The 25,418-nt window shown below is 67.7% G+C and carries 29 protein-coding genes; 21 read left to right on the forward strand and 8 right to left on the reverse strand.

Features of this window, described 5'->3' with window-relative positions:
- Positions 1-45 precede the first annotated feature (45 nt).
- Positions 46-174: a hypothetical protein gene (locus EET03_RS32400; RefSeq protein ID WP_279637687.1), complete on the reverse strand. Its 129-nt coding sequence runs from the start codon at positions 172-174 to the stop codon at positions 46-48.
- A gap of 259 nt (positions 175-433) precedes the next feature.
- On the opposite strand from EET03_RS32400, the gene bioB reads away from it, so the two are divergent.
- From bioB to EET03_RS11925, 3 genes are read left to right on the forward strand one after another with little or no spacing between them, the layout of a single operon-like run.
- Complete coding sequence (gene bioB / locus EET03_RS11915; protein ID WP_122508763.1) at positions 434-1,495, forward strand: biotin synthase BioB; 1,062 nt, start codon at positions 434-436, stop codon at positions 1,493-1,495.
- A gap of 13 nt (positions 1,496-1,508) precedes the next feature.
- Complete coding sequence (gene bsaP / locus EET03_RS11920) at positions 1,509-1,736, forward strand: biotin synthase auxiliary protein BsaP (RefSeq protein WP_081254859.1); 228 nt, start codon at positions 1,509-1,511, stop codon at positions 1,734-1,736.
- Positions 1,733-2,425 carry a DUF2567 domain-containing protein gene (locus tag EET03_RS11925; RefSeq protein ID WP_075542862.1) on the forward strand — a complete coding sequence of 231 codons (693 nt, stop codon included), beginning with the start codon at positions 1,733-1,735 and terminating at the stop codon, positions 2,423-2,425. The genes bsaP and EET03_RS11925 overlap by 4 nt, the downstream gene beginning before the upstream one ends.
- Positions 2,426-2,431: 6 nt before the next feature.
- On the opposite strand, the gene EET03_RS11930 is transcribed toward EET03_RS11925, so the two are convergent.
- The gene (locus tag EET03_RS11930) at positions 2,432-3,772 is read right to left on the reverse strand and encodes a lipase family protein (protein ID WP_075542863.1); all 1,341 of its coding nucleotides are present in this window, start codon (positions 3,770-3,772) and stop codon (positions 2,432-2,434) included.
- Between the two features lie 308 nt (positions 3,773-4,080).
- Positions 4,081-4,803 (reverse strand): NUDIX hydrolase, encoded by a 723-nt coding sequence (locus EET03_RS11935; RefSeq protein WP_075542864.1) that lies wholly within the window; start codon positions 4,801-4,803, stop codon positions 4,081-4,083.
- A 46-nt stretch (positions 4,804-4,849) separates the two neighbouring features.
- Between EET03_RS11935 and nadA the strand changes: the two genes are divergently transcribed.
- The 3 genes from nadA to nadC are packed head-to-tail and all read left to right on the forward strand — an operon-like array spanning position 4,850 to position 8,336.
- The gene (gene nadA, locus EET03_RS11940) at positions 4,850-5,908 is read left to right on the forward strand and encodes a quinolinate synthase NadA (protein ID WP_075542865.1); all 1,059 of its coding nucleotides are present in this window, start codon (positions 4,850-4,852) and stop codon (positions 5,906-5,908) included.
- The gene (locus EET03_RS11945; protein ID WP_075542866.1) at positions 5,905-7,479 is read left to right on the forward strand and encodes an L-aspartate oxidase; all 1,575 of its coding nucleotides are present in this window, start codon (positions 5,905-5,907) and stop codon (positions 7,477-7,479) included. Before nadA ends, EET03_RS11945 begins: the two co-directional genes overlap by 4 nt.
- The gene (gene nadC / locus EET03_RS11950; protein WP_167470627.1) at positions 7,479-8,336 is read left to right on the forward strand and encodes a carboxylating nicotinate-nucleotide diphosphorylase; all 858 of its coding nucleotides are present in this window, start codon (positions 7,479-7,481) and stop codon (positions 8,334-8,336) included. Before EET03_RS11945 ends, nadC begins: the two co-directional genes overlap by 1 nt.
- A 2-nt stretch (positions 8,337-8,338) precedes the next feature.
- Here nadC and EET03_RS11955 read toward each other — a convergent pair whose 3' ends face one another.
- Positions 8,339-8,905: a TetR/AcrR family transcriptional regulator gene (locus EET03_RS11955; RefSeq protein ID WP_075542868.1), complete on the reverse strand. Its 567-nt coding sequence runs from the start codon at positions 8,903-8,905 to the stop codon at positions 8,339-8,341.
- 231 nt (positions 8,906-9,136) lie between these two features.
- Between EET03_RS11955 and EET03_RS31425 the strand changes: the two genes are divergently transcribed.
- Positions 9,137-9,511 carry an alcohol dehydrogenase catalytic domain-containing protein gene (locus EET03_RS31425; protein ID WP_244232325.1) on the forward strand — a complete coding sequence of 125 codons (375 nt, stop codon included), beginning with the start codon at positions 9,137-9,139 and terminating at the stop codon, positions 9,509-9,511.
- Between the two features lie 126 nt (positions 9,512-9,637).
- Positions 9,638-9,988: an MDR/zinc-dependent alcohol dehydrogenase-like family protein gene (locus EET03_RS31430; RefSeq protein WP_244232326.1), complete on the forward strand. Its 351-nt coding sequence runs from the start codon at positions 9,638-9,640 to the stop codon at positions 9,986-9,988.
- 97 nt (positions 9,989-10,085) lie between these two features.
- Here EET03_RS31430 and EET03_RS11965 read toward each other — a convergent pair whose 3' ends face one another.
- On the reverse strand, positions 10,086-10,496 hold the full coding sequence (locus tag EET03_RS11965) for a nitroreductase family deazaflavin-dependent oxidoreductase (RefSeq protein WP_063470352.1): 411 nt from the start codon (positions 10,494-10,496) through the stop codon (positions 10,086-10,088).
- A 113-nt stretch (positions 10,497-10,609) separates the two neighbouring features.
- On the opposite strand from EET03_RS11965, the gene hisD reads away from it, so the two are divergent.
- From hisD to hisI, 8 genes are read left to right on the forward strand one after another with little or no spacing between them, the layout of a single operon-like run.
- Positions 10,610-11,926, forward strand: a complete 1,317-nt coding sequence (gene hisD, locus EET03_RS11970) for a histidinol dehydrogenase (protein WP_099194379.1) — start codon at positions 10,610-10,612, stop codon at positions 11,924-11,926.
- Entirely contained in the window at positions 11,923-13,065 is a 1,143-nt protein-coding gene (locus EET03_RS11975) for a histidinol-phosphate transaminase (RefSeq protein WP_075542869.1), read from the forward strand. Before hisD ends, EET03_RS11975 begins: the two co-directional genes overlap by 4 nt.
- Entirely contained in the window at positions 13,062-13,694 is a 633-nt protein-coding gene (gene hisB, locus EET03_RS11980) for an imidazoleglycerol-phosphate dehydratase HisB (RefSeq protein ID WP_075542870.1), read from the forward strand. Before EET03_RS11975 ends, hisB begins: the two co-directional genes overlap by 4 nt.
- Positions 13,691-14,311: an imidazole glycerol phosphate synthase subunit HisH gene (gene hisH, locus EET03_RS11985; protein WP_023373621.1), complete on the forward strand. Its 621-nt coding sequence runs from the start codon at positions 13,691-13,693 to the stop codon at positions 14,309-14,311. The genes hisB and hisH overlap by 4 nt, the downstream gene beginning before the upstream one ends.
- A gap of 2 nt (positions 14,312-14,313) precedes the next feature.
- Positions 14,314-15,048, forward strand: coding sequence for a bifunctional 1-(5-phosphoribosyl)-5-((5-phosphoribosylamino)methylideneamino)imidazole-4-carboxamide isomerase/phosphoribosylanthranilate isomerase PriA (gene priA, locus EET03_RS11990; protein WP_075542872.1), 735 nt, complete (start codon positions 14,314-14,316; stop codon positions 15,046-15,048).
- A 7-nt stretch (positions 15,049-15,055) separates the two neighbouring features.
- Positions 15,056-15,868 carry an inositol monophosphatase family protein gene (locus EET03_RS11995; protein WP_075542873.1) on the forward strand — a complete coding sequence of 271 codons (813 nt, stop codon included), beginning with the start codon at positions 15,056-15,058 and terminating at the stop codon, positions 15,866-15,868.
- 1 nt (position 15,869) lies between these two features.
- Complete coding sequence (gene hisF, locus EET03_RS12000; protein ID WP_075542874.1) at positions 15,870-16,655, forward strand: imidazole glycerol phosphate synthase subunit HisF; 786 nt, start codon at positions 15,870-15,872, stop codon at positions 16,653-16,655.
- Positions 16,652-16,999, forward strand: coding sequence for a phosphoribosyl-AMP cyclohydrolase (gene hisI, locus EET03_RS12005; RefSeq protein WP_075542875.1), 348 nt, complete (start codon positions 16,652-16,654; stop codon positions 16,997-16,999). The genes hisF and hisI overlap by 4 nt, the downstream gene beginning before the upstream one ends.
- Before the next feature lie 5 nt (positions 17,000-17,004).
- On the opposite strand, the gene EET03_RS12010 is transcribed toward hisI, so the two are convergent.
- Positions 17,005-18,519 (reverse strand): protein kinase domain-containing protein, encoded by a 1,515-nt coding sequence (locus EET03_RS12010; RefSeq protein ID WP_075542876.1) that lies wholly within the window; start codon positions 18,517-18,519, stop codon positions 17,005-17,007.
- 215 nt (positions 18,520-18,734) lie between these two features.
- Here EET03_RS12010 and EET03_RS12015 point away from each other — a divergent pair, with 215 nt between their 5' ends.
- Positions 18,735-19,817, forward strand: coding sequence for a calcium:cation antiporter (locus EET03_RS12015; RefSeq protein ID WP_075542877.1), 1,083 nt, complete (start codon positions 18,735-18,737; stop codon positions 19,815-19,817).
- A 7-nt stretch (positions 19,818-19,824) separates the two neighbouring features.
- Here EET03_RS12015 and EET03_RS12020 read toward each other — a convergent pair whose 3' ends face one another.
- Entirely contained in the window at positions 19,825-20,283 is a 459-nt protein-coding gene (locus tag EET03_RS12020) for a peroxiredoxin (protein WP_075542878.1), read from the reverse strand.
- Between the two features lie 331 nt (positions 20,284-20,614).
- Here EET03_RS12020 and EET03_RS12030 point away from each other — a divergent pair, with 331 nt between their 5' ends.
- Positions 20,615-22,024 carry a PPE family protein gene (locus EET03_RS12030; protein WP_075542879.1) on the forward strand — a complete coding sequence of 470 codons (1,410 nt, stop codon included), beginning with the start codon at positions 20,615-20,617 and terminating at the stop codon, positions 22,022-22,024.
- A 7-nt stretch (positions 22,025-22,031) separates the two neighbouring features.
- On the opposite strand, the gene EET03_RS12035 is transcribed toward EET03_RS12030, so the two are convergent.
- A complete protein-coding gene (locus EET03_RS12035; protein WP_075542880.1) occupies positions 22,032-22,214 on the reverse strand; it encodes a hypothetical protein in 183 nt (60 codons plus the stop codon).
- Between EET03_RS12035 and EET03_RS12040 the strand changes: the two genes are divergently transcribed.
- From EET03_RS12040 to trpC, 3 genes are all read left to right on the forward strand, one after another.
- Positions 22,209-23,810, forward strand: coding sequence for an anthranilate synthase component I (locus EET03_RS12040; RefSeq protein ID WP_075542881.1), 1,602 nt, complete (start codon positions 22,209-22,211; stop codon positions 23,808-23,810). The genes EET03_RS12035 and EET03_RS12040 overlap by 6 nt on opposite strands.
- A gap of 44 nt (positions 23,811-23,854) precedes the next feature.
- Positions 23,855-24,466, forward strand: a complete 612-nt coding sequence (locus tag EET03_RS12045; RefSeq protein WP_075542917.1) for a TIGR02234 family membrane protein — start codon at positions 23,855-23,857, stop codon at positions 24,464-24,466.
- A 130-nt stretch (positions 24,467-24,596) separates the two neighbouring features.
- A complete protein-coding gene (gene trpC / locus EET03_RS12050; protein ID WP_036401395.1) occupies positions 24,597-25,415 on the forward strand; it encodes an indole-3-glycerol phosphate synthase TrpC in 819 nt (272 codons plus the stop codon).
- Positions 25,416-25,418: the final 3 nt, after the last annotated feature.

Raw genomic sequence — 25,418 nt, forward strand, 5'->3', positions numbered from 1 at the left:
CGGTTCTCGAATGCCCAGATGAAGCGCTCGTCAATCCTGTTTTCGTCAGCCGCGCCGGTCTCGCATGGCCACGTAGAGCACCACACCGACGACGATGACCGCGGGTAGGAACGCCGGCAGCGCCAGCAACAGCGCATGATGGGCCAAGTACTCGGTGTGCAGGTCACTGGTCATGGGGCTCACGGTTGGGCTCTCACAGGGAGGCCATCGAAATGGCCCAATAAGATCACCGTACCCACGCCAAACGGTGACTAAGCAGGTGCGATACCCAGCGGCGGGTGCCGCGGCGGCATGCCCACAAGCTGTTGGGCCCGCGCAGACCGTTACCCTAGCCTGAACACCGTTTTAGTTCGGGCCGCGTATTCGCATGCGGCCGCGCACCATAACTGCGTTCCGAACGCTCGGATACGACAAAGATGTAGGGGAGTACCTGGTGACTCAAGCGCCGATTCGACCGACGACCGACGCCGGCCAGCATGGCGTGCCCGACCCGGACAATCTGGCCGACATTTTGGCCGAGGCCCGCCTGCAGGTGCTGGAGCGTGGTGAGGGTTTGAACCAGGATCAGGTGCTGCGGGTGCTGCAGCTGCCCCACGAGCGGCTCGAGGAGCTGCTGGGGCTGGCGCACGAGGTGCGGATGCGGTGGTGCGGTCCCGAGGTCGAGGTGGAAGGCATCATCAGCCTGAAGACCGGCGGCTGCCCCGAGGATTGTCATTTCTGCTCTCAGTCGGGCCTGTTCAGCTCCCCGGTGCGCAGTGCGTGGCTGGATATTCCCAGCCTGGTCGAGGCGGCCAAGCAGACCGCTAAGACCGGTGCCACCGAGTTCTGCATCGTGGCCGCGGTACGCGGGCCCGACGACCGGCTGCTGGCCCAGGTCGCGGCCGGTATCGAGGCGATTCGCAACGAAGTCGAGATCAACATCGCCTGCTCCCTGGGCATGTTGAGCGCCCGGCAAGTGGAGCAGCTGTCGGCGATGGGTGTGCACCGCTATAACCACAACCTGGAGACGGCCCGCTCGTACTTCACCAAGGTCGTCACCACACACACCTGGGAGGAGCGCTGGCAGACGCTGACGATGGTGCGTGACGCCGGCATGGAGGTGTGCTGCGGCGGCATCCTCGGCATGGGCGAGACGTTGGAGCAGCGGGCCGAATTCGCTGCCAACCTCGCCGAGCTGAACCCCGACGAGGTGCCGTTGAACTTTCTCAACCCGCGCCCGGGAACCCCGTTCGGCGACTTGGAGGTGCTGCCGGTCGGCGAAGCGCTCAAGGCTGTGGGGGCTTTCCGGCTGGCGCTGCCGCGCACGATGCTGCGCTTCGCCGGTGGCCGCGAGATCACCCTGGGCGACCTTGGTGCCAAGCGGGGGATTCTGGGCGGCATCAACGCGGTGATCGTCGGCAACTACCTGACCACCCTTGGCCGCCCCGCCGAGGCCGACCTGCAGCTGCTCGACGACCTACAGATGCCGATCAAGGCGCTCAACGCCACCTTGTGAGAAGGCGGCAAACGTGGTCGAAAATCGGGGCGATCCGGTCGGTGGCGGTGCCTACAACGTCTACACCGGGCAACCGGCGGGCACGGCCACGCCGACAGCCGCTCAATTGGGTCTCGAGCCACCACGGTTCTGTGCGGAGTGCGGCCGGCGAATGACCGTGCAGGTTCGTCCCGATGGGTGGCGGGCACGATGCTCCCGGCACGGACAGGTGGATTCATCCGATCTGGAGGCGCAGCGGTGACCGAGGAATCCGTGCCCCAGAGTCCGCCGGCGCCGCAGACGGCCAGCGCGCCGGCCGGTCCAGAGTCGTCCGGCGCCGATCGCGCATCCCGCAAAAGTGCGGCCATCACCGTGGTGCTCGGTTTGTCGCTGACCGGTGTGGTGATAGGTGCGTTGTGGGCGTGGGTGGCGCCACCGATCCATGCGGTTGTGGCGCTCACCCGCGCGGGCGAGCGGGTGCACGACTATTTGGGTGAAGAATCGCAGAACTTCTTCATCGCCCCGTTTTTGATGCTCGGTCTGTCGGGTGTGGTGGCGGTGGTGGCGGCAGTGCTGGTGTGGCAGTGGCGCGAACACCGGGGACCGGGGATGGTCGTCGCGCTTTCGGTCGGCTTGGTCGGCGCCGCGGCGGCAGCGGCGGCGGTGGGGGCGTTGCTGGTTCGGTTGCGCTACGGCGCGCTGGATTTCGACACCGTGCCGCTGGCAAGCGGCGATCATTCGCTGACGTACGTCACGCAGGCGCCGCCGGTGTTCTTTGCCTGGCGGCCGTCGCTGGTGGCGGCCACACTACTGTCGCCGGCGGCCACCGCGTCACTGGTGTACGCGTTGATTGCGGCCGGGACCGCACGTGACGACTTGGGCCGCTGTCCGGCCGGTGAGCAGGCGTCGAACGCGCCGACCGAGCCGGTGTCAGAAGCCGGGGTGGCTTGACCGCCGTCAAAGCGGCCGGCGGGGGACTTTACGCCCGGTGATGACCTTGGCGGCAATGACGGCCAGTCGGGCCATGCCGGCGTAGGTCATCGGGTTGAACATGGTCGGCCAGGTAGTCCGGATGACATGTTCGCTCAGCGGCCGCCCGGCGAACCGGTCGGTGAGCCAGCGCAGCGTCATCGGAGCCGACAGCGGGTGCAGCACCATGTGCTCGTTGAAGGCATCCCGATGGTAGGTGACTTTGGCGCCGCCGGCCGAATACGCCTCGGCCAGCGCATCGATGTCGTCGACGTCGATGAGATAGTCGTGGACCGCCTGCACGATCAGGACCGGGGGCGCCGGTACCGCGGCCCCTAGCTTGATGTCCTGGAAGACGTGCACGATCTCGGGGGTGGACAGGACGTCTTCGAGCGGCTCGTCCAAATAGTCGCCCAAGTTCTTGTTCGCCGTGCGGACGACCGCCTCGATGGTCGTCATCCCTTCCAGCCGCTTGAGCAGGTCTATCCCGGCGTCGTTGGCGTGTTGCTTGATCACCCGGTCCAGCCCGGGGTAGGTGTGTGCGAGCGCAGCCACCACCAGCGCGGGCAGACCAGCGAGCAGGGTGCCGTTGAGCCGGCGGAAAGTGTTACCCAGGTCGCCGACCGGTGATCCCAGCACAGCCCCGACGATGTCCAGCTCCGGCGCGTAGTCGCCAGACATTTCAGCGGCCCAGGCGCTCGCCAGGCCGCCGCCCGAGTAGCCCCACAGCCCGATGGGAGCCGACGGGGACAACCCGAGACGTTCCGAATTTAGGGCCGCCCGGATGCCGTCCAGGACGCGGTAGCCGGGTTCGTACGGAGCTCCCCACAGTCCCCGGGCGCCTTCGTGGTCGGGTACCGAAACCGCCCAACCCTCGGCGACAGCGGCGGTGATCAACAACAGCTCCAGCTGAGTCAGCGACCCGAGGCCCTTGGCCCGGCGCCGCAGCGCATAGGACGGAAAGCATCGGGAGCTTATGGCGTCGATCGCGCACTGATACGACAACAGCGGGCAGGTCTGCCCCGGCGCAACTTCGGCGGGCAGGATCACCGTGGTCACCGTCGCCTCGGGGTTTCCGTTCATATCGGTGGTCCGGTACAGCAGCTGAGTCGCGGTGATGGATTGCGGTATCAGACCCAGAAACGCCAGCTCGACGTCACGTGATCGCAGTACCGTTCCGGGTTCGGCATGCTGGTAGCCCGCCGGCGGCTGATAAAAGGGATCGTCGCACGGCAGCAGTGGGCGCACCTTGCGCTGCAACTCCTCATGCGAGGGTCGGCCGATCCATTCCGCGGCGCGCGCATCTGCCAGATTGCCGACGCTAACCATCAGGCTCCCTTCTCGGCCTTGGCGTCTCGCGCATCAATCCGTCCCGGACCAGGAGACAGCGCAGTTAGCCCAGTCATAGTCAGGCGCCGGCACCTCAACCGCGGCCAGCACCTCTTAGCTACCTCTTATATAGCCTTACTCAGCTCTTATGCAACTTACGGCATCGTCGGTCGCTGGAGCGATAAGGGCGCGGCGTGCCGCTCGTCACAATCGGTGAGCTGGGCAATCAGATCCGGTGAGACCGCGATCCTTGCCGACCCGCCGGCCCGGAAAACGCTGCGGAAGCCGAAGCCGTCGTGCCGGGACTTTCAGGCCTGGCCGGGGGGCCGCAATGCGGCGAATTCGTCGGTGACCCTCAGCTGCGAATCGGTGAACCGGTACAGCGCTGCCGGGCGGCCGCCGCTGCGCCCGGATTGGGCCACGGTACCGGTCTGCGTGATCACCTTGCGACGCGCCAGGACCCGCTGCAGGTTCGTGGCATCGACTTGATAGCCCAACGCGGCACCGTAGATACCGCGCAGCGTGGACAGCGCGAATTCTTTGGGAGCCAACGCGAACCCGATATTGGTGTACGACATTTTGGCGACCAGCCTGGCGCGGGCATGGGCCACCATCGGGCCGTGATCGAAGGCCATCGGTGGCAGGGAATTCACCGGATGCCAGCGGGTGTCTTCGGGCAACTCCGGGGTTGCGGGGGAGGGAACCAGCCCCAGGAAGGTCGACGCGATCACCCGAGTGCCCGGCACCCGATGCGGATCGGAGAACACGGCAAGCTGTTCGAGATGGGATAGCTCGCGGAGATCGACTTTCTCGGCCAGTTGGCGGCGAACCGAGGTCGTCAAATCCTCGTCGTTGCGCATCCGTCCCCCCGGAAGCGACCACGCGCCCTTCTGCGGGTCCTGGGCGCGTTGCCATAACAGCACGTTGAGCTGTGGTTTTTCGGCCTTTGACCGTTGTTCCGGGCCAGCGGTGACCATGCGAACCTGGAATACGACGGCCAGCACTTCATGGGCGGTGCTACCATAGGGCATGTTTTCGATTGTAAGTCGAAAACCTGCTGGCGTGAAAGGAGCAGCCGTGACGGTCTTGAGTCGCATGGACACGCTCGGCACTGGCATCACCGACATGACCGCTCGGGTCACCAATACACCAACCGGCTACACCGGGGTCGACGGTGACGCACAGTGGGCTGCCGAAGTGCGTCGACTGGCGCGATTGCGCGGCGCCACGATACTGGCCCACAACTACCAGCTGCCCGCCATTCAAGACGTCGCCGACCACATCGGGGATTCGCTGGCGCTGTCGCGCATCGCGGCCGATGCGCCCGAAGACACCATCGTTTTCTGCGGGGTGCACTTCATGGCCGAGACCGCCAAGATCCTCAGCCCGCAAAAGACAGTGCTGATTCCCGACCAACGGGCCGGCTGCTCACTGGCCGACTCGATCACGGCTGACGAATTGCGTGCCTGGAAGGCTGAGCATCCCGGCGCGGTCGTCGTCTCCTACGTCAACACCACGGCCGAGGTGAAGGCGCTCACCGACATCTGCTGCACCTCGTCGAACGCAGTCGACGTGGTCGCCTCCATCGACCCCGATCGTGAGGTGCTGTTCTGCCCGGACCAATTCCTCGGTGCACACGTGCGCCGCGTGACCGGTCGCCAGAATCTGCACGTATGGGCCGGCGAATGCCACGTGCACGCCGGGATCAACGGTGAAGAGCTCACCGACCAGGCGCATGCCAATCCCGATGCCGAATTGTTCGTGCATCCGGAATGTGGTTGCGCCACCTCGGCGCTCTACCTTGCCGGAGAAGGCGCCTTCCCCCAGGAGCGGGTCAAGATCCTGTCCACCGGTGGGATGCTGGACGCGGCCCGCCAAACCCGTGCCCGCAAGGTGCTGGTCGCCACCGAGGTCGGAATGCTGCATCAACTGCGGCGGGCGGCGCCGGAAGTCGACTTCCAGGCGGTCAACGACCGTGCGTCGTGCAAGTTCATGAAGATGATCACGCCCGCCGCTTTGTTGCGTTGTCTGGTGGAGGGGGCCGACGAAGTCCATGTCGATCCCGACGTCGCGGCCGCGGGCCGGCGCAGTGTCCAGCGGATGATCGAAATCGGACAACCTGGCGGTGGCGAATGAGGACCGCGCCCGCCTGGCGCGATGCCGTCGACGTCGTTGTGGTCGGTACCGGCGTGGCCGGCCTGGCCGCCGCGCTGGCGGCCCATCGCGCGGGCCGCAGCGTCGTGGTGCTCAACAAGGCGGCCCAGCTGGTCGGGGTGACCGCGACACACTACGCGCAGGGCGGCATAGCGGTGGTGTTGCCGGACACCGACGATTCTGTCGACGCTCACGTCGCCGACACGCTGGCCGCGGGGGCCGGCTTGTGCGACGACGGGGCGGTGTACTCGATCGTCGCCGACGGCTACCGTGCGGTTACCGAACTCGTCGGCGACGGAGCGCGATTCGACGAAACTTCGCCTGGCCGTTGGGCGCTCACGCGTGAAGGCGGGCACTCGCAGCGACGCATCGTGCATGCCGGTGGCGATGCCACCGGCGCCGAGGTCCAGCGGGCGCTCGATCACGCGGCCGGGGCGCTGGACATCCGCGGCAGCCATGTGGTCATGCGGGTGCTTCACGACGACGCCGCGGTGACCGGCGTGTTAGTGCTCAGCCCGCACGGTGTCGGCATCATCAGTGCTCCGTCGGTGATCCTGGCCACCGGCGGGCTCGGGCAGTTGTACAGCGCGACCACCAACCCCGACGGCTCCACCGCCGACGGCATCGCGCTGGCGTTGTGGGCCGGTGTGGCAGTCAGCGACCTCGAGTTCATCCAATTCCATCCGACGATGCTCTACGCGGTGGGCAGCGGCGGCCGGTGCCCGCTGGTCAGCGAGGCACTGCGCGGCGAAGGCGCGAAATTGCTTGACCACCAAGGCCGTTCCATTACGGCAGGCGTTCATCCGATGGGTGACCTGGCGCCCCGCGATGTCGTCGCAGCGGCGATCGACGCCCGGATGAGGGCCACCGGCGACCCGTGCGTCTACCTCGACGCGCGTGGCATCGACGGTTTCGAATCGCGGTTCCCGACCGTCACCGCCTCGTGCCGTGCCGTCGGCATCGACCCGGTCCGCCGGCCCATCCCGGTGGTCCCGGGCGCGCATTACAGCTGCGGCGGCGTCGTCACCGACGTATTCGGCCAGACCGAACTGCCGGGGTTGTTCGCCGCCGGTGAGGTTGCCCGCACCGGGATGCACGGCGCCAATCGGCTGGCCTCCAACAGCCTGCTCGAAGGCCTTGTGGTCGGCGGCCGGGCCGGAAGGGCCGCGGCCGCACATGCGGCGGTAGTCGGGCGGCGCCGCGCGAGCGTGCCTGAGCCGATCCTGCACACTGCCCCGGAGCGCGCCGAGCTGCAACGGGCGATGAGTCGGGAAGCATCGGTGGTGCGCACCGCCGACGGGCTGCGGCGGCTGTCCGGATCGCTGGCCGGGCCGGTGCGCAGGGTCGCGGGCCGTCGGGATTTCGAAGACCTGTCGTTGGCGGTTGCTGCCCGCGTCGTGGCTGCCGCCGCCTTGGCGCGCACCGAAAGCCGCGGCTGTCACCATCGTGCCGAGTACCCGGACGCCAACCCGGAGCAGGCGCGCAGCATCGTGGTTCGGTTGGCAGATGACCACCACACGGTGGGTGTGCCGGCGTTGGCTGCGGCGGGCTGATGACGCTGTCTGACCGGGAGCGGGATGCCGCTCGGGAGACCATTCGGCGCGGACTCGATGAGGACTTGAGCTTCGGGCCGGACGTCACCACGATCGCGACGGTGCCCGCCGGCGCGGTGGCCACAGCGTCGATGGTTCCCCGGGAAGTCGGTGTGATCGCTGGAGTGGACGTCGCCCTGATGGTGCTCGACGAGGTGATCGGCAAAGGCGGATACCGGGTGCTGCACCGCGTCGATGACGGCGCGCGGCTGCAGCCGGGCGAGCCGTTGCTGACTCTCCGGGCCGACGTGCGCGGGCTGCTGACCGCCGAGCGCACCATGCTCAATCTGATCTGCCACATGTCGGGAATCGCCACGGTGACCGCGGCTTGGGTCGACGCAGTGCACGGCACCAAGGCCAAGATCCGCGACACCCGCAAGACCTTGCCGGGTCTGCGTGCGTTGCAGAAATATGCGGTACGCGTCGGCGGTGGCGTCAATCACCGGATGGGACTGGGGGATGCGGCGTTGATCAAGGACAACCACGTGGCGGCCGCGGGATCGGTGGTCGAGGCGTTGCGGGCGGTGCGCACCGCCGCGCCCGAGCTGCCCTGCGAGGTGGAGGTCGACTCGCTCGAGCAACTCGACGCGGTGTTGCCCGAGAAGCCCGAATTGATCCTGCTGGACAACTTCCCGGTGTGGCAGACCCAGACGGCGGTGCAGCGACGCGATGCACGTGCACCCACCGTGCTGCTCGAGTCGTCCGGCGGGCTCAGCCTGGAGACGGCGGCGAGCTACGCCCGAACCGGAGTGGACTACTTGGCGGTGGGGGCGCTGACGCACTCGGCGCGCGTCCTCGATATCGGTTTGGATATGTAGGTCTAGCCGGACAGCAGGGTGCGCGCTGCCGGCTTGACGGCGTGCAGCGCGGCCGCATCACCGGCGACGCGGGACAGGATCAACGCTCCCTCGATCAACGAAACCACCGCGAGCGCAACCGATTCCGCATCGGTGGCCGCCCAACTTTCGGCGTGAAGCCGCTCCGCGATCGCCGCACACCATCCTTTGAATGCGTGTGCGGAGGCTTCGCGTACCAGTGGGCAGGCGTGCACGGCCTCGGTGGCGATCGGCTCGATCGGGCAGCCGTCGCGATGGTCGCCGGCCAATCCCGCGACCAACAGGTCTACCCATTGGTCGACGACGTCGGCCACCGGGCGGTCGGTCGCCAGGAAGCTGCGCAGAAGTTGCTCGATGGCGGCCCCTGCCGTGCCGACGACCGCAGCGGCCAACTGTTGCTTGCCGTCGGGGAAGTGGTGGTAGAGCGACCCGGGTTTGACGCCCGCTTCGTCGAGGATCTGCTTCAGCCCGGTCGCTGCGTACCCCTGACGACGGAACAGCGTGGCGGCTGTACCGATCAACGCGGCACGGCTGTGGTCTGGTCTGGGCATGGGTAAAAAATACTTGTCAATTCTTGAGGGATCACTCAAGAATAGCGGAATGAGACAATTGGTTTTCGAAGGGACCGGGCGATACGGATGGCGCGGGGCACCGGACCCGGTTCTCACGACCCCGGACCAAGCGCTGGTGAGGCCCCTGGTCGTGGCATGCTGTGACCTCGATGTCGCGGTTGTCGATGGCCGGGCGCCGCTGCACCCGGGTATCCGGTTGGTCGCTAGGGGGTGGCCGAAGTCGTGGCGGTCGGCGACGGCATCAGCATCATCCGCGTGTGCGACCGGGTGGTGGTGCCCCTCCAGATCAGCTGCGGCAAGTGTCGTGAATGTCGTCGCGGCACGACGGGCTCCTGCAACTCGGTGCCGCTGATGGCGATGTACGGCATGGGTCCGCTCGCCGGTCTGGATGGCGGTGGATTCATGGCCGACCTGGTGCCGGTGCCCTACGCCGACGCAATGCTGGTTGCGGTTCCTGCCAGCATCAACCCCAGCGACCCGATCGCCATTGCGTCGCTGTCGGGCAACATTCCCGACGCCTGGCGCGCCGTGGGGCCCTTCAAGAACGACTTGTCGGGCTCGAGCCCGCCGACCGTCGGGTCCTAGTGGCGGGGCGGTTGTCGATCGGGCTGTACGCAGCGGCTTTCGCGGCGGCGCTGGGAGCCCACGTCGACTACGTCGACACCGACGCGCAGCGTCTCGCGGTCGCCGAAAAGCTCGGGGCAACCGTGCATGACCGGCCGAAGCCGGCCAAGGAGTGGGATCCGTATCCCGTCACGGTGCACACCTCGGCCGCCGTCGGTGCTGGCCGCCATGCTGCGGGCCACCTGGCCGGACGGCGTATGCACCGACACTGGGATCTACTACCAACCCACGGTCGAGATGCCGTTGCTGTCGATGTATACCCGCGGCGTGAGGTTTGTGACCGGACGCGTCAATGCGCGTGCCGTCATCCCGGAAATCCTGGGCGTGATCGCCGGCGGCTGCGACCTGTCGCCCGCCGTCGATCGCGTCGTGGCCTGGGACGACGCGCCCTCGTCCTGGCCGTCGATGACCGGAAAGACGGTGTTCCCCAGGGCCTGATCGCGGCGTGCCCCGGCTGTGCGCCGAGGGCATCGTGCGTCACCGTAGGGCGGGATGCCGGCCGCATCGGCAACCCCGGAAGCACACTCAGCTGAGCTCAGGCGATGTCGGCGACGAATATCCCCATCCGACGCGCCTGCATGCGTGCCATAAACGGCAACCCCGCGCCGTCAGAACCGGCGGGCAGGATCCGCGGGTTGGTGATGTGCACCTGATGGCGGGTGAACGTCACGTCGGCCTCGCCGGCGGCCAGCACGTTCTTGACCCAGTCGGTCTTGCCGTGGCCCAGCGCGATCGCCAGCACGTTTCCCTTACGGTAGGCGGTCACGATGGTCCGGTACGGCTTGCCGGATTTGCGGCCGCGGTGCGTGATGGTGGCCGTTCCGGGCAGATAACGGGCGACCGGTTTGAGCGCGGGATTGATGTATTTGATCTGGAAGTTCTCAAACCAGGGCGGGAACACCATGGGGACGCCTGGGGCGTTGTTCGGGTGGTCCTTTGCCGACATGTTGGCTGCCTTTCGCGATCGCGGACTCTTGAGCCGCTCTACCGGCACTGTACCGGCCGGATATCGACTTGAGCTGCTCTGGGACAATGGTCCACGTGACTACACCGCCCGCGCTGCTGGCCCGTATCGATCTGCGGGGAGCGCAGTTGACGGCGGCGCGGCTGCGGGAGGCGCTGCCGCGCGGCGGCGCCGACGTAGAGACCGTGCTGCCCAAGGTCCGGCCGATTGTGCAAGCAGTGGCCGAGCGCGGTGCCGAGGCCGCGTTGGACTTCGGCGAGTCGTTCGACGGAGTGCGCCCCGCGGCCGTGCGGGTGCCGGATAACGCGTTGGACTCCGCACTGGCTGAACTTGCACCCGAGGTACGGGAAGCACTGCAGGTGATGATCGAACGGACCCGCGCGGTGCATGCCGACCAGCGGCGCAGCGACGTCACCACGACGCTGGGCCCCGGCGCGACGGTCACCGAGCGGTGGGTTCCGGTTCAGCGGGTCGGCCTGTATGTCCCCGGGGGCAACGCTGTGTACCCGTCGAGCGTGGTGATGAATGTGGTGCCCGCGCAGGTCGCCGGGGTCGACTCGCTGGTGGTGGCCAGCCCACCGCAGACCAGCTTCGGCGGACTGCCGCATCCAACCATCCTCGCCGCGGCCCGGCTGTTGGGCGTCGACGAGGTCTGGGCCGTGGGCGGAGCCCAGGCGGTGGCGATGTTGGCCTACGGCGGCACCGACACCGACGGCGCCGAATTGATACCGGTCGACATGATCACCGGACCCGGCAACGTCTACGTCACGGCCGCAAAGCGGCTGTGCCGCTCCCACGTGGGCATCGACGCCGAAGCGGGGCCGACCGAGATCGCCATCCTCGCCGACCACACCGCCGATCCGGCGCATGTCGCCGCCGACCTCATCAGCCAGGCCGAACACGACGAGATGGCCGCCAGCGTGCTCGTCACCCCGAGTGCGGATCTGGCCGACGCCACCGACAGCGAAGTAGCCGCCCAATTGCAGACCACCGTGCACCGCGGCCGCGTGACGGCCGCGCTGAGTGGCTCGCAATCGGCGATCATCCTGGTCGACGATATGGAGGCCGGCATCAAGGTCGTCAACGCGTACGCCGCCGAGCATCTGGAGATCCAGACCGTCGATGCGCCGCAGGTTGCCGGTCGGATACGTTCGGCCGGGGCCATTTTCGTCGGGCCCTGGGCGCCGGTCAGTCTGGGCGACTATTGCGCCGGGTCCAACCACGTGTTGCCGACTGCCGGCTGCGCCCGGCATTCCAGCGGCCTGTCGGTGCAGACCTTCCTGCGCGGCATCCATGTGGTCGACTACACCGAAGCGGCGCTCAAAGACGTCTCCGGGCACGTGATCACCCTGGCCAAGGCCGAAGACCTGCCCGCCCACGGTGAGGCGGTACGGCGGAGGTTCGAGCGGTGACGGGCGCATCCCAAGGGCCCACCCTTGACGAGCTGCCGCTGCGCGACGACCTGCGCGGTAAATCACCTTACGGTGCACCACAATTGACGGTTCCGGTGCGGCTGAACACCAACGAGAACCCGCATCCGCCCACCAAGGCGCTGGTCGACGACGTGGTCTGGTCGGTGCAGGCGGCCGCCGTCGACTTGCACCGCTACCCCGACCGGGATGCGGTGGCATTGCGACGTGACCTGGCCGGCTACCTCACCGCGCAAACCGGCGTCCAGCTCGGCGTCGAAAACGTCTGGGCCGCCAACGGATCCAACGAGATCCTGCAGCAGCTGCTGCAGGCGTTCGGTGGGCCGGGGCGCAGCGCGATCGGTTTCGTCCCGTCCTATTCGATGCACCCGATCATCGCCGGCGGCACCCACACCGAGTGGATGGAGACGGTGCGGGCCGACGACTTCAGCCTGGACATCGACGCCGCCGTGGCCGCCGTCGCCCGGCGAAGGCCGGATGTGGTCTTCATTACCAGCCCCAATAACCCCACCGGACAAAGTGTTTCGCTGAGCGACCTGCGCAGGCTGCTCGACGTGGTGCCCGGGATCTTGATCGTCGACGAGGCCTACGGTGAATTTTCGTCGCAGCCCAGCGCGGTGCGGTTGGTGGCCGAATATCCGACCAAGCTGGTCGTCAGCCGCACCATGAGCAAGGCGTTCGCCTTCGCCGGCGGCCGGCTCGGGTACTTGATCGCCACGCCGGCGTTGGTAGACGCGATGCTGCTGGTGCGGCTGCCCTATCACCTGTCCGCGGTCACTCAGGCAGCGGCGCGGGCCGCGTTGCGGCACGCCGACGACACCCTGGCCAGCGTCGCCGCGCTGATCGCCGAACGCGAGCGGGTGTCAACCGCCCTGTCCGGCATGGGGTTCCGGGTCGTCCCCAGTGATGCCAACTTCGTGCTGTTCGGAAAATTCGCTGACGCGCCGGTCGCCTGGCAGCATTATCTGGATGCCGGGGTCCTGATCCGCGATGTCGGTATTCCCGGTTACCTGCGCGCCACCACCGGCCTGGTCGACGAGAACAACGCGTTCCTGCGGGCGAGCGCGCGAATCGCTGCCACCGAACTGGTCCCCGCCACCAGCCCCGTAGGAGCGCCATGACCGCCCCCCCAACAGGCAACGCAACCCGCCGTGCCCGCATCGAACGCCGCACGCGGGAATCCGACATCGTCGTCGAATTGGATCTCGACGGCACCGGGCAGGTCGACGTCGACACCGGAGTGCCGTTCTACGACCACATGCTGACGGCGCTGGGCAGTCACGCCAGCTTCGACCTGACGGTGCGTACCAGGGGCGACGTCGAGATCGAAGCGCATCACAGTGTCGAGGACACCGCGATCGCGCTGGGCCAGGCACTCGGGCAGGCCCTCGGCGACAAGAAGGGTATCCGTCGCTTCGGAGATGCCTTCATCCCGATGGACGAGACGCTGGCCCATGCCGCGGTCGATCTGTCCGGCCGGCCCTACTGCGTGCACACCGGGGAGCCGGATCATTTGCAGCACACCACGATCGTCGGCAGCTCGGTGCCATACCACACCGTCATAAACCGGCACGTGTTCGAGTCGCTGGCGATGAACGCGCGCATCGCCCTGCATGTGCGCGTCCTGTACGGACGCGATCCGCACCACATCACCGAAGCCCAGTACAAGGCCGTCGCTCGCGCGCTGCGTCAGGCCGTCGAACCCGACCCCCGGATTTCCGGTGTGCCGTCAACCAAAGGTGTTCTGTGACAACGAAATCGGTTGTTGTCCTGGATTACGGCTCCGGCAACCTGCGGTCGGCCCAACGCGCGCTGCAGCGGGTCGGCGCGGCGGTGGAGGTGACCGCGGACGCCAAGGCGGCCGCGGCTGCCGACGGGCTGCTGGTGCCCGGCGTCGGGGCTTTCGAAGCGTGCATGACGGGCCTGCGCAAGATCGGGGGAGAGCGGATCATCGCCGAGCGGGTGGCGGCCGGGCACCCGGTGCTCGGTGTCTGTGTCGGCATGCAGATCATGTTCGCGCGCGGGGTCGAGTTCGGTGTGGAGACGCGAGGCTGCGGGCAGTGGCCCGGCGCGGTCACCCGGCTGGACGCCCCGGTGATTCCGCACATGGGGTGGAATGTGGTGAACGCCGCCGCGGGCAGCACGTTGTTCCAGGGCCTGGACGCCGACGCCCGGTTTTATTTCGTGCATTCCTATGCCGCGCAGCGCTGGGAGGGGCACCCGGGGGCGCTGCTGACCTGGGCTACCCATCAGGTACCGTTCCTGGCCGCCGTGGAGGATGGACCGCTGGCCGCCACCCAGTTCCACCCGGAGAAGAGCGGGGACGCCGGTGCGGCCGTACTGAGCAATTGGGTTGGGGAACTTTGAAAATGCCACTGATTCTGTTGCCCGCTGTCGACGTGGTCGACGGTCGTGCCGTGCGCCTGGTACAAGGCAAGGCCGGCAGTGAAACCGAGTACGGCTCGGCCCTGGATGCCGCGTTGGGTTGGCAGCGCGACGGCGCCGAGTGGATTCACCTGGTCGACCTCGACGCCGCATTCGGGCGCGGCTCCAACCGCGAACTGCTCGCCGACGTGGTCGGCAAGCTCGACGTGCGGGTCGAGTTGTCCGGGGGTATCCGCGACGACGCTTCGTTGGCCGCAGCGCTGGCCACCGGGTGCGCCCGGGTCAACCTGGGCACGGCCGCGCTGGAAAACCCGCAATGGTGCGCCCGGGTGATCGCCGAGCATGGCGACAAGGTCGCCGTCGGCTTGGATGTCCACATCGTCGACGGGCGGCACCGGTTGCGTGGACGCGGCTGGGAGACCGACGGCGGCGACCTGTGGGAAGTACTGGAACGCCTTGATAATGAAGGGTGTTCGCGGTTCGTCGTCACCGATGTGAGCAAGGACGGCACCCTGCGCGGTCCGAACCTCGGCCTACTGCGGCAGGTCGCCGACCGCACCGAGGCGCCGGTGATCGCCTCGGGCGGGGTATCCAGCCTGGACGATTTGCGGGCCATCGTCACCCTTGTCGGCCGCGGGGTTGAGGGCGCCATCGTCGGTAAGGCCCTCTACGCCGGGCGGTTCAGCTTGCCGCAGGCGTTGGCCGCGGTACGAGAGTAGCCCTGCCATGGATCTGGCTGCACAGCTGACACCGTTGGTCGAGCAGGCATCGGCGATTCTGGATGCCGCGGTGCCGCGGTTTCTGGACGGTCACCGTGCCGATTCCGCGGTCCGCAAGAAGGGCAACGACTTCGCCACCGAGGTCGACCTGGCGATCGAGCGCCAAGTGGTTGACGCGTTGGTGGCGGCCACCGGAATCGGCGTGCACGGCGAGGAATTCGGTGGCACACCAGTCGACTCGCCCTGGGTGTGGGTATTGGATCCGGTGGACGGCACGTTCAACTACGCCGCGGGGTCGCCGATGGCCGCGATCTTGTTGGGTCTGCTGCACCACGGCGATCCGGTGGCCGGCTTGACCTGGTTGCCGTTCATCGATGAGCGCTACACCGCAGTCACCGGCGGCCCGCTGATGAAAAACGGTGTCCCACGGCCGCGGCTGGCGCCCGCCAAGCTGGCCGACAGCCTTATCGGCGTCGGCACGTTCAGCGCGGATTCCCGGGGCCGCTTCCCCGGGCGCTATCGGCTGGCGGTGCTGGAGAACCTCAGCCGGGTCTCGTCGCGGTTGCGCATGCACGGGTCGACCGGTATCGACCTTGTCTATGTTGCCGACGGAATCCTCGGTGGTGCAATAAGTTTCGGCGGCCACGTATGGGATCATGCGGCGGGTGTGGCTCAGGTGCGCGCCGCCGGCGGCGTCGTCACCAACCTGGCCGGCGAACCGTGGACTCCGGCAGCGCGCTCGGTGCTGGCCGCGGCGCCCGGCGTGCACGACGAGATCCTCGAAATGCTGCGCGGCACCGGGGAACCGGAGGACTACTGACATGTACGCCGATACCGGCCTTGCGGTGCGGGTGATCCCGTGCCTGGACGTCGACCGCGGGCGCGTGGTCAAAGGAGTCAACTTCGAGAACCTGCGGGATGCGGGCGATCCGGTGGAACTCGCCGCCGCCTATGACGCCGAAGGCGCCGACGAGCTGACGTTTCTCGACGTGACCGCGTCGTCGTCGGGCCGGGCCACCATGTTGGAGGTGGTGCGGCACACCGCCGAGCAGGTATTCATTCCCCTCACTGTCGGCGGCGGGGTGCGCACCGTGGCCGACGTAGATGCGTTGCTGCGCGCGGGGGCCGACAAGGTCTCGGTCAACACCGCCGCGATCGCCCGCCCCGATCTGCTGGGTGATATGGCAAGGCAATTCGGCTCCCAGTGCATCGTCTTGTCGGTCGACGCGCGCACCGTGCCCGTCGGCTCACCCCCGACCCCGTCGGGCTGGGAGGTCACCACCCACGGTGGCCGCCGCGGCACCGGCCTCGACGCCGTGGAGTGGGCGGCCCGCGGCGTCGACCTGGGAGTGGGGGAGATCCTGCTGAACTCGATGGACGCCGACGGCACCAAAGCCGGCTTCGATCTCGCGATGCTGCGCGCGGTTCGGGCCGCGGTCACCGTGCCGGTCATCGCCAGCGGCGGCGCCGGCGCGGTGGAACACTTCGCCCCCGCGGTCGCCGCCGGAGCCGATGCGGTATTGGCCGCCAGCGTCTTTCATTTCCGGGAATTGACGATCGGGCAGGTGAAGGCCGCAATGGCCGCAGCAGGGATCACCGTGCGATGAGCCTCGACCCCGGGATCGCCGCGCGCCTTAAGCGCAACGCCGACGGCTTGTTCACCGCGGTCGTGCAGGAGCGCGGCAGCGGCGATGTGCTGATGGTCGCCTGGATGGACGACGACGCATTGGCGCGCACCCTGGAAACCCGTGAGGCCACCTACTATTCGCGGTCCCGCGGCGAACAGTGGGTCAAGGGCGCGACCTCGGGGCACACCCAGCGCGTCCATTCCGTGCGCCTGGACTGTGACGGGGACGCCGTGCTGTTGACGGTCGACCAGGTCGGCGCGGCCTGCCACACCGGCGACCACAGCTGCTTTGACGCAGCGGTGTTGCTGGCCCCCGAGGTGTAGCCACGCTACCGGGCAGCCACGTCGAGGCCGTTGGCGGCGGCCAGCGCCGCACGCGTCCATTCGCGCCGGAACACGGCCGGCTCGATGCGGTCGCGGCGGATGACCTCGACGTCGATGGCTCGTCCGATAGTGAGGGCCGCCGGCGCCCGGAAGGAGAAGGCCGGGCCGTCGGTGGCAACCGCGAGCATGGCGTCGGCGTCGGCGAAACCGTTGGCGCGCATGGTGTTTTCGGCCCACCTGACCGGTTTGAGGCCACCGAAGTCCTTGACGTAGACCACCCAGAGCCGGATACCGCGCTGGTTGTAGAGCTTGGTCAGGGCCCGGTCGACGACGGCGTGCTCGGCCGGGGTCAACACGTTCGAATCGTCGGTGAGGTAGTTGGACAACCGCAGCGCCGGTGTCGACGTTGCCGTAGCCCCACCGCTTGGTGACGCCGTCGACGGGGACTGGGCACCGCTGCCCGGGTCGGCGGAGGGGCTGCGAAGCAATCGGACACCGAGAACCACCGCGACCACGACCAGCGCGACTGTGATCAGTGCCGCCACAACGGTGGCCGGCTTGACCCGGCTACTGCTCGGGTTAGGCGATGCCGCCGGGGACGTGATGACCTGCGTCGGTAACTCCGTCGCCGTCGCGGGACTCGTCACGGGTGCGGGGCAGGTGCCGGGCCGGCCGGCAAGTGCGGCGGCGAAATCCGCGCACGTCGGGTAACGCTCGGCGGGGTCCTTGGCCAGCGCTTTGGCAATGACGCCATCGAGGTGGGCCAGTTCGGGACGCCGGGTACTGATCGACGGCGGCGGCGATGACAGGTGCTGGCTGATGACCACCGCCGCATTAGAGTGCTGGAACGGAGCGGAGCCGGCCAGCAGGTGAAACGCGGTGCACCCCAACGCGTACTGGTCGGCCCGTCCGTCGAGATCGGCACCCTGTAGTTGCTCGGGGGCACAATATGCGGTGGTTCCCATCAGCATGTTCGTCGCGGTCAGCCCGCTGATTTCGCCCAGCTGCCGGGCAATTCCGAAGTCGGCCAGCAAAATCCGCCGCCGGGGCGTGGCTTCGCCGAGCAGAATGTTGGCGGGTTTCACGTCCCGATGCAGCAGCCCGCGCGAATGGGCGTAGTCCAGCGCGTCGGCAACGGCCCAGATGATCTGGACGACGTCGGTGTGCGGCATCCCGGAGGGGTACCGGCTGCGCAGCAGTTGGGCGGCGTCGGTTCCCTCGACGTAGTCCATCGAGATCCACAATTGTCCCTGAAATTCGCCGCGGTCGTGAATGCCGACGATGTGTTCGTTGTACAAGCTCGCGGCCAGATCGGCCTCGCGGTTGAAGCGCTGACGAAACTCGAAGTCGCCGGTCAGTTCGCGAGGCAGGATCTTGAGGGCATCGCGCCGCGGCAGCCGCGGGTGCTGCGCCAGGTACACCTCGCCCATCCCGCCCGCGCCGAGCCGGCGCACGATGGTGTATCCGGCGAACAACTCGCCTTCACTGAGGCCTTCACTCTGGCCGGCGCCGGTCGGCATGTGAGCATGCTACTGACGCGGCGCCCTGGCACCACCGGGCGCTTGCGGACAACCGCGGTGCCAACACCGTTGCGGCGGGCCCGCAATTCGGCGCGCGGCGACCCCTTCGGTGCGCCGCGAAGGCCGTCCCGAAACGACAGGCACCTACTTCGGGTCCCGCCAACCGGCTTAGGGGATGATCGGCCGGCTGATGGCATCGGCAACAATGGCGGTCGATGGTCAAACGTGTGCCCTGGAGCGTGGTGGCGCCGGTGCTTGCGTTCATCGCGCTGGCATTGACGTGGGGCCAAAAAATCGGGCCGGTGATGGGCCTGCTCGTGGCGGTGCTGCTCGCCGGTGCGGTCCTGGCTGCGGTCCATCACGCCGAGGTGGTCGCGCACCGGGTCGGTGAGCCGTTCGGGTCACTGGTGTTGGCCGTCGCGGTGACCGTGATCGAGGTGGCACTGATTGTCACCCTCATGGCTGGCGGAGGGCACGAGACGGCAACGCTTGCCCGCGACACCGTGTTCGCCGCGGTCATGATCACGACCAATGGGATCGCCGGGTTGGCGCTGCTGCTTGGTTCCCGCCGCTACGGAGTGACCCTGTTCAACGACCAGGGCAGCGGTTCCGCCCTGGCCATGGTCACCACGTTGGCAACGTTGAGCCTGGTACTGCCCACGTTCACCACCAGCAAACCGGGGCCGCAGTTTTCCACCAGCCAGCTCGCCTTCGCCGCGGTCGCCTCGCTGGGCTTGTACCTACTTTTCGTGTTCACGCAAACGGTCCGGCATCGAGATTTCTTTTTGCCGGTGGCCCAAAAGGGCGCCGTCGATGACGACTGCCATGCGGACCCTCCGAGCACCCGCGTGGCGCTGCGCAGCCTCGGGCTGCTGCTGGTCGCGCTGGTGACCGTGGTGGGCCTGGCCAAGGTGGAATCGCCGATCATCGAGCGCGGCGTCGCGGCGGCCGGGTTTCCGCCGTCGTTCGTCGGCGTGGTGATCGCCATGTTGGTGCTGCTCCCAGAGACGCTGGCGGCAGCGCGCGCGGCCAGGCAGGGTCGCCTGCAGATCAGCCTGAACCTGGCGTACGGCTCCGCGATGGCCAGCATCGGGCTGACCATCCCGACGATCGCCCTGGCCTCGCTCTGGCTGAGCGGCCCGCTGTTACTTGGTCTCGGTCCGACTCAGTTGGTGCTGCTGCTACTGACCGTCGCGGTCAGCATGCTGACAGTGGTACCGGGCCGGGCCACCCGGCTGGAGGGCGAGGTGCATTTGGTGTTGCTGGCCGCGTATCTATTTCTTTCGATCGTCCCGTGAAGCGGCGTCAAGACCGCGCGCGCAGCGTCTGCAGTGCTTTGTCGGCGTGAGTGTCCATGCTGAATTCGCTGGAGATCACGTCGAGCACCGTGCGGTCGGTGTCGATGACGAAGGTGGTCCGCTTGACCGGAAGCAACTTGCCCAGCAGGCCCCGCTTGACGCCGAATTGGGTGGCGACGGTGCCCTCGGTGTCGGACAGCAGCGGGTAGTCGAAGTGCTGCATGTCGGCGAACTTGGCCTGCTTGTGGACGGGATCGGCGCTGATGCCGACCCGGGTGGCGCCAACGGCGGCGAATTCTGCCGCCAAGTCGCGGAAGTGGCAGGCTTCCTTGGTGCAGCCCGGCGTCATGGCCGCCGGGTAGAAGAACAGAACCACCGGTCCGTCGGATAGCAGCGTACTGAGCATGCGAGGCGAGCCGGTCTGGTCGGGAAGCTCGAAGTCGGCCACGGTGTCACCAGTTTTCATGGCCGTCAGGCTACGCCGACCGGCCGACGCTGTTCGGCGAGGATCTCGACCGGCGGGTGGTCGAGCAGATTTGTCGATGGGGCCGGCGATAGCCGGGGAGTCGCGGTGGCGGCGCTGGATCGGCTCGCGGTTTGCGGGCCGATGGGACCGGGGGGGCGGTCGGAAAACAATTCCGAAAATACCTGCACCAGTTTGCTGACAACCGGGATATGGGGCCGCGATTGTCATAAAGTTCTGGTACCGAACTGCTCGCGTCAACTGGGAGCGCCACGGCCGTCACCGTGGATTTGGGGGGTTGGCCGGGCCGGCCGCCTAAGAAGGGACGGCTGTGATGAATTTTTCGGTATTGCCGCCGGAGGTCAATTCGGCGCGGATGTTTGTCGGTGCAGGCCCGGGGCCGATGCTGTCGGCCGCGGCGGCCTGGGACGGGTTGGCCGCCGAGTTGCAGGCCGCGGCAACCTCGTTTTCGTCGGTGACCTCGGAGCTGGCGGGCGCCGCCTGGCAGGGGCCGGCGTCAGCGGCGATGGCTACGGCGGCCGCACCCTACATGGGGTGGCTGACCGCGGCGGCGGCGCAGGCGGGAGGGGCCGCCGGACAGGCCCGGGCCATTGTGAGCGCGTTCGAGGCCGCGCAGGCGGCCACGGTGCAACCGATCATGGTGGCGCTCAACCGCAACGCGTTCGTGCGGATGGTGCTGACGAATTGGTTCGGGCAGAACTGCCCGGCGATCGCGGGCGCCGAGGCCGAGTATGAGCAGATGTGGGCTCAGGACGTGGCCGCGATGGCCGGCTATCACGGCTGCGCCTCGGCGGTCGCCGCGCGGCTGACCCCGTTCCAGCGGATGCTGCAGAGCCTGCCCGGCCAGGTCAGCGCGTCCGCCCCGGCGGCCGCCCCGGCGGGTCCGGACGTCGCCTTGTCGATGTTCGGGACGACGCTGTTCCAGTCGGGCACGGCGAATGCCTCCTCCGGTTTCGGGGGTGTTGCGTTTGCCTTTGGCGCCAACAGCAACGCCACCGCCAACACCACCATGCTCACCCCGGGCTTAGGTTCCTTTGCCACTGCCATCGGCAACAACAACACTGCCGTGGCCAACGGCACCCTGTGCACGGCAACCGTGTTGGGCAACTACAGCAATGCCACCGGGGGCTTCGGCGGGCTCGGCAGCACCGCCTTCGTCACCGGCGACCACTCTGGAGCTTCTGCCGGGTTCAGCAATCGCGACTTCGGCAACCTCGCCGCCGTCTCCGGTAACTACAGCTCGGCTCTTGCGGGGTCCGGCAGCGGCAACGCGGCCGTGACCTTCGGTAACGACAACACGGTTAGGGCTGGCGGCAACCCGGCTGTCGCCGGCGGCCCCACCAGCAACCTCAACCTTGGCTTCGCCCAGGGGAACAACAGCAATGTCATGGCCGGGACCCTTGCCAATAACTCCAGCAACGCCAACGTCGCCGGCGTCTTCCTCGGCAACCACAGCCTTGCCAATGCTAGCGACGGCAACGCCAACATCGCAGCCGTCGTCTCCGCCACCAACGGCCACGCCCAAGCGGGCTCTGGCAACGCCAACATCGCCGGCGTCTACGCCGGCACCGGCTCTTCCGCCCAAGCCGGCTTTGGCAACTTCAACGCGGCCGGGGTCTCGGGCCTGCTCCCCGGCACCAACAACCTCACGGCGAATGCCCTAGGAAGCCTGAAGACCACCTTCAAGTTCTTGCCGCCGGCATTGGATTTCTTCGGGCCGTAAGGTTTGGTCAGGCCTCGCGGGCCCCGGGCAGCCAGCCGTTGCTCACCCGCGACAGGACGGCGGACAGGCGGCGCGCCGAGCGCTGCGGTCCGATCCGGAGTTCCGCGCCGGCAGCGGTGTCTCCGCCCTTACCTGACCGCGAGGGCAGGCCGGTGCTGATCTGCGAATCTGGTTGGATGGGTCGGTGCACGCCAACCTTGCAACCACGACCACGCGGGAGGATTTCTGCGTGCTGGCGGCAGAGCACCGGGTGGTTCCGGTGACTCGCAAGGTCTTGGCCGACAGCGAAACTCCGCTGTCGGCGTACCGCAAACTCGCCGCCAACCGGCCAGGGACGTTCCTGCTCGAGTCGGCCGAGAACGGCCGGTCGTGGTCGCGATGGTCGTTCATCGGCGCCGGAGCGCCGACGGCATTGACGGTGCGCGACGGCGAAGCGGTGTGGCTGGGCGCCGTCCCGAAGGATGCGCCAACCGGCGGCGACCCGCTGGCCGCGCTGCAGGCGACCCTGGATCTTCTTGCCACAGCGCCCCCGAGTCAGTCCGAGCCCGGGTTTCCGCCACTGTCGGGCGGTATGGTCGGCTTTTTCGCCTACGACATGGTGCGGCGCCTCGAGCGGTTGCCCGAACTGGCAGTCGACGATCTGCAGCTGCCGGACATGCTGCTGATGCTGGCCACCGATGTGGCGGCGGTCGACCACCACGAGGGCACCATCACGCTGATCGCCAACGCGGTGAATTGGAACGGCACCGACGAGCGGGTCGAGTGGGCCTACGACGACGCGGTCGCGCGACTGGACGTGATGACCGCGGCACTGGGTCAACCGCTACCGTCGACGGTCGCCACCTTCAGCACGCCCGAGCCGCGATACCGTGCCCAGCGCACCGTCGAAGAGTACGGCGCGATCGTCGAATACCTGGTCGAACAAATCGCTGCCGGCGAGGCCTTCCAGGTGGTGCCCTCGCAGCGCTTCGAGATGGACACCGACGTCAATCCGATCGATGTCTACCGAATCCTGCGGGTGACCAATCCGAGCCCCTACATGTATCTGCTTCAGATACCGAATAGTGCTGGCGCAATCGACTTTTCGATTGTCGGATCCAGCCCTGAGGCGCTGGTCACCGTCCATGAGGGCCGAGCGACGACGCACCCCATCGCCGGGACGAGGTGGCGCGGAAACACCGACGAAGAGGATCAGCTGCTGGAAAAGGAGTTGCTGGCCGACGACAAAGAACGGGCCGAGCACCTGATGCTGGTCGACTTGGGCCGCAACGACCTCGGTCGAGTCTGTACGCCGGGCACCGTTCGGGTCGAGGATTACAGCCACATCGAACGCTATAGCCACGTCATGCACCTGGTGTCGACGGTGACCGGTCTGCTTGACCACGGTCACACCGCCCTGGATGCGGTGACCGCCTGCTTCCCGGCGGGCACGCTGTCGGGCGCACCCAAGGTGCGGGCCATGGAATTGATCGAAGAGGTGGAGAAGACCCGCCGCGGTCTGTACGGCGGCGTGGTGGGCTACCTCGACTTCGCCGGCAACGCTGACTTCGCGATCGCCATCCGCACCGCGCTGATGCGTCACGGCACCTCCTACGTCCAGGCCGGTGGCGGAGTGGTGGCCGACTCCAACGGGCCTTACGAATACAACGAGGCCCGCAACAAAGCGCGGGCGGTGCTCAATGCGATTGCCGCCGCCGAGACGCTGGCCAGTCCGGACTGCGGCCCGGCGTCGACCCCGGGGCGTGGAGCGGCCCGATCAAGGCCCGATCAAGGTATGCCGCGGTGACTGACGCCGAGCCGGTCCGGTCCCGCCGGCTGACCAGTCGGCTGATGATCGGGATGGCCCAGTTATTGCTGGTGATTGCCGCCGCGGCGCTGTGGGCGGCGTCGCGGCTGCCGTGGGTTGTCATTCGCTCGTTCGACGGGCTGGGGCCGCCCCGGCAGGTGACGTTGACCGGTGCGACCTGGTCGACGGCGTTGCTGCCGGTAGCGATGTTGCTGTTGGCCGCGGCGGTGGCGGCACTCGCAGTGCGCGGCTGGCCGCTGCGGGTGCTGGCCGCTCTGCTGGCGGCAACGAGCTTTGCGGTCGGCTATCTCGGCATCAGCCTGTGGGTGATTCCCGACGTCGCGGCCCGTGGCGCCGAACTCGCCCATGTTCCGCTGACGGCCCTGGTTGGCAGCGGACGTTACTACTGGGGTGCAGCGGTGGCGGTGGGCGCGGCGGTGTGCATCCTGATGGCCGCCGCGGTGCTGCTGCGCTCGGCGTCGATTGCCGGGTCGGCTCATCCGGGCCCTACAAAGTACGCCGGACCTGCGGCGCGCCAGGCTACGGCGCGCCGCGACGACGACGGACCGATGTCGGAACGAATGATTTGGGATGCCCTTGACCACGGTGTCGACCCGACCGACCGACCGCACGGGTCTGACACCGAGGGTCGGTGACGAAGCGCGCGCCGAGGGCCGCTACCCTTCATGAACGTCATCGCAATCGGCTGCGGGGCGTGGGTCACGGTGGTGACGGTTGGAGACCGTTGGAGACCGTTGAAGACCGTTGGGAAAGGAAACAGCAGGCATGAGTCCGGCAACCGTGCTTGACTCCATCCTCGAGGGAGTCCGGGCCGACGTAGCCGCGCGCGAAGCACGTGTCAGCCTGCCGGAGATCAAGGCTGCCGCGGCTGCGGCGCCGCCGCCGCTTGACGTGATGGCGGCGCTGCGCGCGCCCGGCATCGGGGTGATCGCCGAGGTCAAGCGCGCCAGCCCATCGGCGGGCTCGCTGGCGACCATCGCCGATCCGGCGAAGCTGGCTCGGGCCTACGAAGGTGGCGGCGCCCGCATCATCAGCGTGTTGACCGAGGAGCGGCGGTTCCACGGTTCCCTCGATGACCTCGACGCGGTACGTGCGGCTGTCTCGATTCCGGTGTTGCGCAAAGACTTTGTGGTGCAGCCCTATCAGATTCACGAGGCGCGTGCGCACGGTGCCGACATGCTGTTGCTCATCGTCGCCGCACTCGACCAGTCGGCGTTGGTGTCGATGCTGGACCGCACCGAATCACTCGGTATGACCGCGCTCGTCGAAGTGCACACCGAGCAGGAAGCCGACCGGGCGTTGAAGGCCGGCGCCAAGGTCATCGGCGTCAACGCCCGCGATCTCACGACCCTGGAGGTTGATCGGGATTGCTTCGCGCGAATCGCTCCCGGGTTGCCCAGCAACGTGATCAGGATCGCCGAGTCCGGGGTCCGCGGCACCGGTGACCTGCTGGCGTACGCGGGCGCGGGCGCTGATGCGGTGCTGGTCGGTGAAGGTCTGGTGAAAAGCGGTGACCCGCGTGCGGCGGTTGCCGATCTGGTCACTGCGGGCACCCACCCGTCCTGCCCGAAGCCGGCTCGTTAGTCG

The organism is Mycobacterium innocens, from assembly GCF_900566055.1.
GTDB lineage: Bacteria > Actinomycetota > Actinomycetes > Mycobacteriales > Mycobacteriaceae > Mycobacterium > Mycobacterium innocens.

What these genes read in the sequence shown, in the direction of transcription:
- EET03_RS32400 (WP_279637687.1), bottom strand. Translation starts at nt 174, where the DNA reads ATGACCAGTGACCTGCACACCGAGTACTTGGCCCATCATGCGCTGTTG.
- EET03_RS11930 (WP_075542863.1), bottom strand. Translation starts at nt 3,772, where the DNA reads ATGGTTAGCGTCGGCAATCTGGCAGATGCGCGCGCCGCGGAATGGATC.
- EET03_RS11935 (WP_075542864.1), bottom strand. Translation starts at nt 4,803, where the DNA reads ATGCCCTATGGTAGCACCGCCCATGAAGTGCTGGCCGTCGTATTCCAG.
- EET03_RS11945 (WP_075542866.1), top strand. Translation starts at nt 5,905, where the DNA reads ATGAGGACCGCGCCCGCCTGGCGCGATGCCGTCGACGTCGTTGTGGTC.
- nadC (WP_167470627.1), top strand. Translation starts at nt 7,479, where the DNA reads ATGACGCTGTCTGACCGGGAGCGGGATGCCGCTCGGGAGACCATTCGG.
- EET03_RS11955 (WP_075542868.1), bottom strand. Translation starts at nt 8,905, where the DNA reads ATGCCCAGACCAGACCACAGCCGTGCCGCGTTGATCGGTACAGCCGCC.
- EET03_RS31430 (WP_244232326.1), top strand. Translation starts at nt 9,638, where the DNA reads ATGACCGGCCGAAGCCGGCCAAGGAGTGGGATCCGTATCCCGTCACGG.
- EET03_RS11965 (WP_063470352.1), bottom strand. Translation starts at nt 10,496, where the DNA reads ATGTCGGCAAAGGACCACCCGAACAACGCCCCAGGCGTCCCCATGGTG.
- hisB (WP_075542870.1), top strand. Translation starts at nt 13,062, where the DNA reads ATGACCGCCCCCCCAACAGGCAACGCAACCCGCCGTGCCCGCATCGAA.
- priA (WP_075542872.1), top strand. Translation starts at nt 14,314, where the DNA reads ATGCCACTGATTCTGTTGCCCGCTGTCGACGTGGTCGACGGTCGTGCC.
- EET03_RS11995 (WP_075542873.1), top strand. Translation starts at nt 15,056, where the DNA reads ATGGATCTGGCTGCACAGCTGACACCGTTGGTCGAGCAGGCATCGGCG.
- hisF (WP_075542874.1), top strand. Translation starts at nt 15,870, where the DNA reads ATGTACGCCGATACCGGCCTTGCGGTGCGGGTGATCCCGTGCCTGGAC.
- hisI (WP_075542875.1), top strand. Translation starts at nt 16,652, where the DNA reads ATGAGCCTCGACCCCGGGATCGCCGCGCGCCTTAAGCGCAACGCCGAC.
- EET03_RS12010 (WP_075542876.1), bottom strand. Translation starts at nt 18,519, where the DNA reads ATGCCGACCGGCGCCGGCCAGAGTGAAGGCCTCAGTGAAGGCGAGTTG.
- EET03_RS12015 (WP_075542877.1), top strand. Translation starts at nt 18,735, where the DNA reads ATGGTCAAACGTGTGCCCTGGAGCGTGGTGGCGCCGGTGCTTGCGTTC.
- EET03_RS12020 (WP_075542878.1), bottom strand. Translation starts at nt 20,283, where the DNA reads ATGAAAACTGGTGACACCGTGGCCGACTTCGAGCTTCCCGACCAGACC.
- EET03_RS12030 (WP_075542879.1), top strand. Translation starts at nt 20,615, where the DNA reads ATGAATTTTTCGGTATTGCCGCCGGAGGTCAATTCGGCGCGGATGTTT.
- EET03_RS12045 (WP_075542917.1), top strand. Translation starts at nt 23,855, where the DNA reads ATGATCGGGATGGCCCAGTTATTGCTGGTGATTGCCGCCGCGGCGCTG.
- trpC (WP_036401395.1), top strand. Translation starts at nt 24,597, where the DNA reads ATGAGTCCGGCAACCGTGCTTGACTCCATCCTCGAGGGAGTCCGGGCC.